The 12,696-nt window shown below is 35.4% G+C and carries 8 protein-coding genes; 3 read left to right on the forward strand and 5 right to left on the reverse strand.

Annotated elements, in window-relative coordinates; genetic code table 11:
- Window positions 1-112 precede the first annotated feature (112 nt).
- From AC07N0_RS02585 to AC07N0_RS02600, 4 genes are all read right to left on the reverse strand, one after another.
- Window positions 113-1,894 (reverse strand): hypothetical protein, encoded by a 1,782-nt coding sequence (locus AC07N0_RS02585; protein WP_494587996.1) that lies wholly within the window; start codon window positions 1,892-1,894, stop codon window positions 113-115.
- A gap of 175 nt (window positions 1,895-2,069) precedes the next feature.
- Window positions 2,070-3,236, reverse strand: coding sequence for a hypothetical protein (locus tag AC07N0_RS02590; protein WP_494587997.1), 1,167 nt, complete (start codon window positions 3,234-3,236; stop codon window positions 2,070-2,072).
- Between the two features lie 67 nt (window positions 3,237-3,303).
- Entirely contained in the window at window positions 3,304-4,941 is a 1,638-nt protein-coding gene (locus AC07N0_RS02595) for a RagB/SusD family nutrient uptake outer membrane protein (protein WP_494587998.1), read from the reverse strand.
- 36 nt (window positions 4,942-4,977) lie between these two features.
- A complete protein-coding gene (locus tag AC07N0_RS02600) occupies window positions 4,978-8,163 on the reverse strand; it encodes a SusC/RagA family TonB-linked outer membrane protein (protein WP_494587999.1) in 3,186 nt (1,061 codons plus the stop codon).
- A 690-nt stretch (window positions 8,164-8,853) separates the two neighbouring features.
- Between AC07N0_RS02600 and AC07N0_RS02605 the strand changes: the two genes are divergently transcribed.
- The 3 genes from AC07N0_RS02605 (at window position 8,854) to AC07N0_RS02615 (ending at window position 10,840) form a co-directional block, all read left to right on the forward strand.
- Window positions 8,854-9,252 carry a T9SS type A sorting domain-containing protein gene (locus AC07N0_RS02605; RefSeq protein WP_494588000.1) on the forward strand — a complete coding sequence of 133 codons (399 nt, stop codon included), beginning with the start codon at window positions 8,854-8,856 and terminating at the stop codon, window positions 9,250-9,252.
- Window positions 9,253-9,463: 211 nt separating this feature from the next.
- Window positions 9,464-10,258, forward strand: coding sequence for a hypothetical protein (locus AC07N0_RS02610; protein WP_494588001.1), 795 nt, complete (start codon window positions 9,464-9,466; stop codon window positions 10,256-10,258).
- A 168-nt stretch (window positions 10,259-10,426) separates the two neighbouring features.
- Window positions 10,427-10,840: a tetratricopeptide repeat protein gene (locus AC07N0_RS02615; RefSeq protein ID WP_494588002.1), complete on the forward strand. Its 414-nt coding sequence runs from the start codon at window positions 10,427-10,429 to the stop codon at window positions 10,838-10,840.
- 108 nt (window positions 10,841-10,948) lie between these two features.
- Here AC07N0_RS02615 and AC07N0_RS02620 read toward each other — a convergent pair whose 3' ends face one another.
- A complete protein-coding gene (locus tag AC07N0_RS02620; protein WP_494588003.1) occupies window positions 10,949-12,688 on the reverse strand; it encodes a sensor histidine kinase in 1,740 nt (579 codons plus the stop codon).
- Between the last annotated feature and the right edge of the window lie 8 nt (window positions 12,689-12,696).

Here is a 12,696-nt window from a genome sequence, read left to right on the forward strand (position 1 = left end):
AGTAATTGAGCGATTTAATGAATGAGTGATTAATAAATCACTCTTTTGCATTATGTCGCTTAATGTTGACTCATTACTTTAGCATGAGCAGTTATAATCCTTTATCAAAAAGTTACTTTTTATCAACGACCATACAAATAGAACCGAAAGCGGGGACGATAACTTTGATGCCACTGCCAACGAGTGCCGAACGAGCTTTCAAAGTGGTATATTCTGAAGGACCACCTGCTGCTCCTTTAGGGCTAGTGCCATTCACTGATACTTTTCTTGAAAATTCCCCGTTGTCATTACTGCCTTCTAAGCTGTACCAGTAATAGCGATTACCGACTAGAAAATTTTTCGTTTTTAACTCCACTGTGAGTGGGACGCTCGTTGTATTGAGTAGCGTTACGTTTACTTGACCAGCACTATACGTAGAAGCATAAGCTTTGATGGATGTTCCGCCATTGCCAGTAACAGTTGATGAGACTAACCTGTCGCCAATAAGTTTTTGGAAGTAATACATATAATAAAATGAAGGGCGAGGATTCCATCGTGGGTCATCGCTACTGCCACCATCACTAAAAAGCCCGTGGTCATTTCCATTTTCCCAGCCATTTAATAAATCCCAACGTGCCGACAGTCCATATTTATTTTTAATGGCTTCTCCCTGAACGATAATCGCAAAAAGCCCACTTACATTGGACACTTGTTGTTTCAAATCAGCAGCCCACATATTCCATTCTGTAAAAGCAATAGGTTTCATTTCTCCACCATTACTCATAATTTCATTGCTTACAAAACTCATCATCTTTGCAGGCACCGAAAGGGCTGAACTAAGCACGGTAGCAGCATTCGACTTTTGTTGATAAGGCGTAATGTAATTATGCACTACATAAAAATCAGCCTTATTATTGAGTTCAGGAATCAAAGTAGCGTTCCAAGTTTTAGTAGTATTATTCTGCCAAGATTCTGTGACAGACTCCTGGATTACTGCCCCAATCTTGATTTTTGAGCCTACTTCAGTCGCAGCTTTTCGCATAGAATCGGCATAAACTTTAAAATGTTGGGCATATAGTTTTCCTGTCAAAAACTCTGGCTGACCATCTTTGTTTTTAGTAACGTCTATTCTATAACCAGCTTCCCAATCGGCATAGTTTTCATTTCCTATTTCCCAGTATTGTGTTCTTCCTTTATCATACCGTACCCATTCAGCCGCTAGATGAGCGGCAGTAGCAACAGGATTAGCACTTGTGCCATAGCGAGCAAAGCCATAATTAATCGTAATAATGCCTTTATTATTACTTTGCTTCAACATATCGTAGTAGTTATTCAAAGATGCTCTCCAGTTATCGGTCGTTTGTCCATAGCCAAACCATGCATCCTCTGATGCTCCGTCTTTGTTTATATATTTATCTGGAAGCCCCCATTCTTTCATGTATTGAGCAGAGGGTATTTGTCGGTTTTTGTTATTAGGGTCTTGTGTAGGACTAGCGTTCCAAAAATAGCCATCACTACCACTACCAGCAGGCCAACGAATGATGTTTGGTTTGAGGTTAGTAATATCAGTCATAAAACTAGGCTGATCAATAAAGGTTCCCATCCAAGTATTGGCATTATGACCGAATATCTGTTGGGGTATCTTGGCTATAATATCCGAAGCATCTACCGTAACTGTCGTTAAAGCTTCAGTGGGTGCTGTAAAATCTGTGTAAGCAGGAACTACATAATTTTTAGGTTGCCAATCATCCAAGAAAAAACCAACGGTACTCGCAATTTTAGGTTCAACTGGCGGAGTAACTGTAATAGTAGTGGTATCTTTTGGTGTTGTAATGATATTTTCTTCACTTTTTGAGCAAGAAAAACCCAAAAAGAGTGACACTCCAAAACATAGTATTGGGTTGAAACATTTCATAATTATGAGTAGCAAAGATTTTAAATTGGATAGTATAAAGTAAGGATGTTTGAAAAAAAATCCTTCTAAATTTTTGTAGAAGGATTTTTTCAATACGCCTTATTATGCTTACTGGTTAGCTTATAGAGACCAGTCGAGCATTGAAAAAGGCAATTTTATATAGTGTGTTTAATGGTTATTTAACGAGCATAAAATCATCAAAATACAGCAAATCAGATTTATCTGGTCCTTTTGGTCTAAAACCAAGTCTAGGAATAGGATTTCCAACATACATAAAGTCTAAATCTGCAATCGCTAGTCTATAGTAATTCCAAACACCAGCCCTTACATCAATTCTGTTTTTATCAGGGAACTCTGCAAAGCCCGATTTAGCAACATCAGAAGTAATCCAAAGAGGCATATCATAAGCACCACCTTTGATAGCGAAAGTAACATACTTGTATGCTGGGTCGTAATAAAATCTTGGCCACCAACTTGATAAACCAAACCATGACCAACCACCTGCACTTAATGCTATTGAAAACGACTGCGTTCCTGCATAAGCTTGGTCTGAATTAACCTTAACAGCATTTCCCCATGAATCACCACCCCAAGTACCTGTACCTTCAGAGCTCGTAAATGAACCAAAACCTTCTGTGAAAAACTGAATCGCAACATCTGCATTGACAAATTCATCTGCTAGTTTAGTTGTTCCGCTTGAGTTAGTAATATTAAACGTTATACGACTAAACGTTGTACTTGGTATTCTCACTACTAGCTTATCAACAGTTTTTGAAATAACGGTACAAACCACACTGTCTTTAATTGGGTCAGTCGGCTTATCTCTTACAGCATAAGCCACTATACGAGTAATGTCTGGGAAGTTTTTACCTTTGAATGTGATATCACCTCTACCTGTACCAAAATTTATCTTATCATACCCTGTAATATTAGGTTTTGCAATTACTTTAAAAGGAAATATTACCTCTCCATGCGATGTTACTAATCTTATGGTATTAGTAGCAGTAGCGTCTGTAGGCGCATCACCTGGAAGTCTAATAATTAAGTTGGTATTTGTATTATAGTTGGTATTGAATGACGTTTCATATTCATTGAAATATGCTTTAATTACTCCACCCAAATTTTCACCATTAATTACTAATAAAACATTTGGTTCAGCCCCTACTACTGTGCTGTCTTTGTGTTTGGCAATGGTATCTAACAGATAAACTTTTTTGATGACTGGCTGACCTGTTGAGATAGGTTCGGCCAAATCAGACTCCTTACAAGAAGAAAATATAGCAAGTGCGACAATTATCAAAAGCCCCAGCTTACCAAATATATGATTGAGTGTTTTTTTCATTTTTTTGGAAAATTTATCAAAGGAGAGTTTTTCTCTCCTTCAAAATGTTACAACATAACTATTGAAACTAAAACTTATATGGTACTGGTGGTTTTCTCAAGTTTGGAGCCATTGCCATTTCAGTATCTGGATATGGCAAAAACATCGTAGCATCGTTTACTGTATAAACAGCAGGCGTTAAAATCGTAGTCGTGAATTCACGAATTTTACCATACGCATAAGTTCCCGGTTTAATTTCAATCTTGTAATTACCCTTTTGTTGCGAGTTGATAATTGATTTTGCTTTCGCTGGATTGTAATAATAAAGACGCACGATATCATACCAAGCATCGCCTTCTACAGCAAACTCATAACGTCTTTCATGCAAAATCTTATCGATATTGATAGATGTTACCGAAGGTAAACCCGCACGATTACGAACAGCATTGAAGTATTTAAGCGCCTCAGGGTCTGTAGTTGTAGCATTATTTCCTAAAATAGCTTCAGCATAAATAAGGTAAACATCTGCCAAACGTTGCATATAAGTATTGTTTCCAGTAGCTTGTACTTGTCCTTTTCCATCATTATCATCTGGCGTTCCTACAATGTATTTTTTCACGTGAGCAATGTTGCTATAAGTACTTGCATCAGGGATAGGTTCTGTCCAGCCTCCGCCTTTTTTATTTAGCTCAGGATAATGGTCTCCAGGGAACATATACGTCGCTTTTCTACGGATAGAGTCTATAGGATCAAGATTTAAAATATAATCTGCCGCTGCTCCGTGACCACCACCCCAGCCATCTGAACCGCCAGTGATTGTACTATTTTCTGCAAATTGAGATTGGAAACCGTTACCTACTCCCCAAGGGTCACGCAATGGTACCCATTGCAAGCCAAATAGTTGTTCAGCATTGTTATTATTTTTTGTAAAAAACAAATCTGCATAATTGTCTAGCAACTTATATGGACTGTTCAAAATAACATCTTTAGCATAGTATTTAGCACTATCTAAATACATCTGACTACGCTGTCCGTTTGTTGAATTTAAGCCTGAGCGAGTTAAATAGAACCTTGCTAACATACCTTCAGCAGAATATTTTGTCAAACGACCACTTGTAGTAGTAACAGGCAAATGAGTAATAGCATATTGCATATCACGAATGGCAAATTCCCAAACGCTTTCTACCGTATTTCTTGATAGCGTAGTATCTCCTCCTTGTTTGATATTATCAGTAATGATAGGTACTGGCCCCCAGTTTTGTACTAAAAAAGAATAAGCTAAACCGCGCATATAACGAGCTTCGCCTATTGCTCTGTTGCGAGCAGCAATCGAAACAGCAGGTTTGGCATAAGTATTTACATTACTTATCAATACATTAGACTGTGCAATGATATTATAGAAGGAAGACCAAGAGTCTTTTAAAGCTCCATTGGTATTCGATACTGCAAACGAAGAGAACTGAAGCCAGTCTGCTACATAAGGCGTAAAGAAATTTCCTCCACGACCATCACCAAACGCTACTAGTGATTGCCCATTGGCACCTGCCCACACTTGATTATACAAAGCCCCTGTTGACGTCAACAATTCAGCATCTGTATTAAAAAAGGTACCAGCCGTAAGGTTACTTAATGGGGGTCTTTCTAAGAAATCTTCTTTACAACTACTTGCTAAACCACAAATAGTTACGAATAAGAATATGTATTTTAAAAAATTATATTTTTTCATTTTCTTGATGTTTAAACATGATAAAATGTACGATAATTACAAGTCTGCCGACAAACTAAAAGTGTACATTCTCGAAGATGGGTAGCGACCATTATCAAAACCTGGTACGTTCGCAGCATTACCTACTTCTGGGTCATAACCAGTATATTTAGTAATCGTAAATGCATTTTGAACTCCCGCTGTAAATCTTAATCCGCTAATTGGTAAATATTTTTTAAGAACAGCTTTTGGCAAAGTGTAAGTCAACGTGATGTTTTTAGCACGTAAATACGAACCATCTTCAATAAACTTATCTGTAGCTCGTCCATTACCGTTTGGTGTATTACCCACTCTTGGTACTTGTGTTCCTGGGTTCAATAATACGGCTGTTTCATCATAGCTACTTGGTCTAGCAAAATTGATTACCTCTTTGTAAGCACCACGAATAAGGTTTGTAAAACCAGAGTTATTTAATTTCAATTGGTTAAACACTTGGTTTCCATAAGTACCTTGCATGAAGATAGACAAGTCGAAGTTTTTGTAAGAAAAACTGTTATTGATACCAAAAGTGAATTTAGGCCAAGGATTTCCTACCACTGTTCTATCAAGGTCATCAATTACTTTATCTCCATTAACATCAACAAATTTCACATCACCAACCCAAACACCATTTTGACTGATAGGCACGTTTGCAGGAATAGCACTATTGATTAACTCTTGGTAGGTTTGGAAAATACCTGCGTATTTATAAGAATAAAACTGCCAAAGTGGTTGACCAATATCTGAACGAGAGATTACATCAGTAAACCAAGGCTTACGGCTAGCAAAAGCTCTGTCTGTATTTAGTTTCAATAATTTATTTCTATCAAACGAGATATTAAATCCGCTTTTCCATGTTAAAGAACCAGCTGTTTTTCCCTCAATAGGAACAGTATTAATTGATATACCTAAACCACGGTTTTCAAGGTTACCTAAGTTAACAACAGGTGAACCAATAGCACCAGTACCCGTAGTTCCTGCATAGGCTGGCAACGGAAGCTCAGTGATTAGGTTACTTGTTTGTCTTAAATAAGCATCAAAAACCACTTGGATTCTGTTTTTAAGAGCATGTAAATCAAACCCGATGTTATAAGATTTTGTACTTTCCCATTTTAAATCTGGGTTAGCAAAGTTTGCTGCTAAGAATCCTTGTCCAGTTTGCGTAGGAATAGCATTCAAAGAGGCATAAATAGGTTTTCCATAGTATTGATTACCAGTAGTCCCCATTTCTAATCTTAGTTTCAAATCATCAATAGAACTTATATCTTTCATGAAATTCTCTTTAGAGATTCTCCATGCTGCTGATACTGAAGGGAAGAAACCCCATCTATTATTAGGTCCAAAGTTTGAAGAAGCATCAGCTCTGTAAGTTGCTTGAACGATGTATTTATCATCAAAAATATAGCCTACACGGGTAAAATAAGATTCTTGTGAACTTGCATCTCTACCGCTACCACTAATAGAAGTTTTCAAATCACCAGCCGATAATTCTGGAATATTATTACTTGTAAATCCAGTAACTTGTCCTGATAAGGTTTCATAAAAACTATATTGTGATTCATGGCCCACCGTAACGTTTACATCATGCTTTTGGAATCTCTTTGAATAATTTAAGCGTTGGTTAGTACTCCAGTAATAGCTATTACTAGCATATCTTTTTGAAGATGTAACAGCATTCGTAGCACCTTGCGTAATATTGTTTGCACCAAATTGATAAGATGGGTTAAAAATTGCTCTGGTGTCATTGCCATAAGTACCATTAAATTCTGCATGGAAAACGAAATCTTTCAAGAACGTCAAGTCTGCATATACCGCACCGAATGTACTTATACGTTTGTACACATTACTATTTGTATAAGCTAATGCCACAGGGTTCGTTACAAAAACGTACGATGGTGTAGTTGGAGTAACGTTTTGTGGGCCACCCCAAGAGCCATCACCATTTTTAAGAGGCGTAGCAGGCGATTGCTGAATAGCTGTACTAATGATTTGGTCGTCTCCAATTGAAAGGTTTTCATTTGTACCTGAAAGCGATAAATTAGTACCAATCTTTAAATAACTACGTAATTTATTTTCAAGGTTCAATCTCAAAGATTTTCTATCAAAACCTGAGTTAGGCGCTAGTCCATCTTGATTCAACAATTCGAAAGATAGATAATAAGTTGTTCTATCATTTCCACCACTTAAAGAAAGCTGTTGTTTCTTCATCGCAGCAGTCTTAAACAAAGCAGTTTGCCAGTTTGTACCTTCTCCTAAGATAGAAGGGTCTGAAAATTCAGCTTGACGACCATATCCAGAAACATCAGCCCATGCATTGCTATAGATTGCATATTCTTTCAGGTTCATTACAGGTAACTGATTTGGCAAAGTCTGGAAATTATACATACTTGTAAAATTAATCCTTGTATCACCAGCCTTTCCTTTTTTAGTGGTTACTACAATTACCCCATTGGATGCTTTAGAACCGTAGATAGATTGTGCCGAAGGTCCTGTAAGAACGTTCATCGACTCAATATCATCTGGGTTCAAACTTGCAAGAATGTTTGACTGTCCGTCTGATTCAGTATTGTTTGGAGGCACAATTTGTACCCCATCAATTACATACATTGGTTGCGTATTACCATTGATTGAAGAAACACCACGAATATATACTGATGATGCTCCACCTGGTTTACCAGAGTTACTTGCTACGTATACGTTAGCAGCACGTCCTTGAAGGGCTTGGTCAAGCGAAGTGTTTACAGTTCTCTTGATTTCCGACTCGCCAATGTTGGTTTGCGAACCTGATAGATAACGTGTTTTTTGTGAACCATATCCTACTACAACGACTTCGTCTAAAGAAGAAATATTTTCTACTAAGGTGATATTTATTTTTAGTCTGCCATTTACTTTAATCTCTTGAGATGAATACCCGACAGAACTAACCACTAAAGTAGCAGTACTACCTGCTTCAATGGCGAACTCTCCTAGCGAATTTGCAGTACTGCCCGATGTTGTACCTTTTACTAATATACTTGCACCAGGTACGGGCTGGTTGTCTTGACTAGAAACAATTTTACCAGTAATTTTTTGTGTCGGACCAGTTGCTTTTTGTGCTGATACTTCACCAAGGTGAAATACGAACATCAAAACAATTAATGACAATTTTAGAAATAATTTTTTGTCCACTTTTGGAGGATCACTGCTTTGGAAAGTTGTTTTCATTGTAAATGAATTTTTTGGGTAAAATGTATTTAAAATATGAGAGGAAACTACATAATTAAAAAAGTTAAACTTTATACCAGTATAGTATAATAAATAATAGTACAAAATTGGGTTTAATTTGTACTATATAAATCAGGGCTTTCCCCTGATTTAAAAATCAAGGGTTTACCCTTGGTTTTTGGGCGAAATGATGGAATTTGACTAATAGAAGATGTATTTGAACTATATGAATATTATATCGGGGGGAGCATAATAGTATTATAGAATACTTCATTCCATCATACAAAGAAGAAGCTGTGATTTCTCAGGGGTAAATATTACTTTGAAGTAGGCAAAAATGATTGTTGGAGATAAATAATAAGGTAATGTCAACGAGTGGGTAGTGTAGTTATATTTTTTAGACTTTAAGATTTAAGACTTTAGACACAAGAACTGTCAACCTATGAATATTGTAGTTATATACTATCGCTAGTAATAAAATGGAAAATATAAATGCTTTTTTATAACCAGCCTACTAAAATCACCGTTTATCAATTCCGCTAACCGACCATTCCTTTTTGTGTTGAAACTATCACTCCATCTGCTAATTTTGAATCAACAATCTAACAACAAAACATCATAATCAACTAACAAACAGATGTTTAACCTCTAGATAATCATAATTTTAACCGTATCTAAACAAATCAGAAAATGAAAACTTTTGCACAAATTATCGCTATCGCCACTTTAACTACTTCTTCTATTTTTGCTAACCCTATTGCAGGTGAAACAACTGTAAATGCTAATAAAACTAACAACTTCGCTATCGGTATGTACCAAAGTGTGGGGACTTTAGATATGCACCTAACCTTAGACAAAATAGTAGGTAAAGCTGTTACAGTTACTATCAAAGACAAAGATGGTAAAGTAATACACAATGAAAGAATCGCAAAAAGTGCACGTACATATCATGGTAAATTTGATTTACAAGCATTAAGCGACGGTACTTATTCAGTAGAAATTACGGATGGGACTGAAAAAATCACTCGTACAATCAATATTAACTCTGCTAAACCACAAGAAGCAACACGTACTATTGTAGTTGAATAAGCTACCACCCATAATAAATCTTATACAAAGGGCGACTGTCAATTTTTGATAGTTGCCTTTTTTTTTAGACTAAGAGAATCATAGCGTATTGAAGGGATTATTGTATTTTAAATTCAGGTTAATATTATCAGAAAGGATGTCAAGTTTGGGTTTTATGAGTAGTTTTGTATAATACCTTATTATCAAAACACATTTCAAACTTTCTATCTCTATGAAAAATATCAATTTTTGTATTCTCCTATTGTTGCTTTCTTTGTTAAAATTCTCTACAGTAACTGCCCAAGTACAATTTGAAACCTTTTCGTCTTTTGACAAAGCTTTAGTAAAGGCTAAAAAAGGCAACAAACTCATCTTTGTGCAAATTGCTTCTCCGAGTTGTGTCCAGTGTAATGATGTAGGTCAAAAAGGGCTTTTAAGTCCTGCTTTAAAAGAAAAATTTGACATTAATTTCATTTCTCTTTCTATCAAATTTGACGATGAGATATACAAGCAAATCATTGCTAAAACTAATTTGGGTAGCTTCTCGATGGGCTCATTGTTTTTAGATAATGATGGCTATGTTTTACAAAGACTAGGCTCTACATCATCTAGTCCAATTATGTATTTAGAAATTGCTGATAAAGCTATTGCACTATCAAAAAACAATAAACTTAAAGAACTAGATATGCAATACGCCAAAGGCGAAAGAAATAAAGATTTACTAAAAACACTTCTTCAAGAAAAAAGTGCTGTCAATTTTGAAACCTATCATTTGGTGGATGAGTACATCAATTTGAATAATATCAATGAGCTTTCTACAATTGATAATGCCCGACTAATGATTGAACAGGGTTTACCACTCAATGGAAAAGCAAGGAAAATCTTGTATGCACTTTTTACAACTAAAACGATTGATAGCCTTTTCTTTACCTATTCTTTGGAACAAAGGATTAAAATTAATAGTAGAGTAATAAGTTCTACTAGAAATATTGCAAAGAGAGATAAGGATAGAAATTTAGCGATGTAGCTAAGCAGCTTTATTACATCAACCTACTCAAAAGAGTATGAAAAAGGTCGGTTTTATGGACAATCGTATTTAAACAACTTTTATAAGGATATTAAAGACACAACTAATTTTTTACAAAATGCACAAAGTTTTTGTGACTATACTTTAATGTCTTTGTCTGTGGATACGTTGAAAAAAAGAGAAGAAAAAGAACGTAATACTATGTTTACACAAAGGAGACAATCACAAGGGGTTAATGGGGTAACGTCTTTTTCTTATACTCCACATTACTTAAAATATGCGGAAGAGTTAAATAATATTTCATTTGATTTTTTTAAATACACCAATGATTTAGAAAAGTTAGTAAAAGCTTTAAAATGGTCGAAAAGAGCAATTGATATTTATGAAGCACTTAGTCCAGATGAAAGCTTAAAACAAAACTCAAGCATGATGGATACCTATGCTTGTTTATTATATAGATTAGGGAAAAAGGATGAAGCGATAGAATGGGAGACAAAAGCAATAGATAATTTTAAAAAGCAAGGTTTTACTACCAGTAATTTAGAAAGTACCTTGAATAAAATTAAGACAGGTGTTTTGTAAAGGGCGATTATTATATGCTAACGCTTTCGTTTCTATTAGCGAGTGACTTAAGTCACTCGCTAATAGAAACGAAAGTATATTTTATAAAATGTTCATTATAAACTACCCTCAAACAAAAGGAATAGCAATAGTTACCGACGTGCCATCTGATGGTTCTGAATGAAGATTAATGATGCCATGTAAATAATTCACCCTTGAACGAATATTGTTCCAACCATTATTTTCGGGCTGAACATTGGCATCATCAAATCCTTTTCCATCATCTTCTACAGTAATAGTCAGCGTCCTTTCTTCCTGATATACAATCTGAATCAATATTTCTGTCGCCTCCGCATGTTTTAGGGCATTAGTCATCAATTCCTGAATAATCCTGAAAATCATTAAGCTACTTTCAGGGGAAATTTCAAATTCTTTGCCAAAATGTTGAAAGATAATATTAGGCGAAATACTATTTTGCTTCAATATCAAATCATCTATCGAACGAATTAAGCCAAATTTTGTAAGGGCATTGGGTTGTAAATTACTCGAAATTGTACGTACTTCATCACAGGCAACATCTACCATTTCAGCAATCTGCTCTTTAGAAGTGGCAATATTTTCCGTTTGAAATTTTATTCTGGAAAGCAAAGTTCCTAAACCGTCATGGAGTTCCTGTGATATTCTTACTCGTTCTATTTCTTGTCCGCTAATTAATGCCCTTAAGGTTTCTATCTGTATGTTTTTCTTTACCTTTTCGGCATCTAATCTATTAAAACGTTGACGACTAAGATAAGCATACGCCAATACCCCAATAAAAAATATAGCCAGAATAATTAACACGATGTACATTTGTTGCCTTATTAAGAGTTTATCCAATTCTATGTCTGCAAGTTTTTTTTCTAAGGCAATTTTAGCAACAACCATCCGCTGTTTTTCTAATAAATTATTTTCACTAAAATCCCGAACATCACTTTCCATTTTTGAAAAATATAACTCCTCCGTGGTCTGCCGAGCTTTATTCATAAACTCATAGGCTTTCAGGTAGTTCTTTTTTTTCAAATAATAGTTTTGTATTTCATAGTAAATCTCCTTTTGTAGCTGTATCAAAATAGTATTGCTCTCCACAATTTTCTGACTTTCCAATAATGCGTCTAGTCTTTCTTCCTGTCTTCCTAGCGCATCCAAACATTTAGATTTCACATACAGTGAAAGTGCCTCCAGCCAGTCGATTTGTAGTTTTTTTCCTACTCCATAACTTATTTCAGCATGTTTTAGCGATTCGTCATATTTTTTAATACGGTAATAATAATCAGAATAGGAAGAATGTAGCCTTCCTTCGTATGCCTCATCTTTTACCTCTCTATTAAGCATTTCAACCCTATCGAGTATTGCTTTTACATTTTTAAAATTATTACCATGAATATCAATATTGGCTAAATTAACTAAATGCCCGATTTCGCTGTTGGGCTGTTTCTTTCTTCTGAAATAATCAACAGCACCTTTAATGTATTCTTTTGCATATTCTTTGATAAAAGGCCTATCCATAAAATAAGACCCCAATGCTCCCCTGATATTATAAAAACTAGCAGAATCTTTCATTATCAGAAAACACTCCATACTTTTACGGAGGTTCGTGAGTGGAGAATAATTGAGCCCATACTGTTTCTCCTCACTTTTGGCATAACTCCAATAAGTGTAAGCTAGCCCAAGTGTATCTTTCCTATTTTGATATTTCACTAGCATTTCATCTAGCTGAGTTTTCGTATAATTTTTACTTAAACTAGGGTACTCATCTTGGGCGATTGCTAAAGAAACCTTGAAAAGCAAAAAAAATATTGTTATTTTAGGGTATAAAAAATATTTCTTCATATCAGTTA

The organism is Arcicella sp. GW821-FHT09D11 (genome assembly GCF_059416265.1).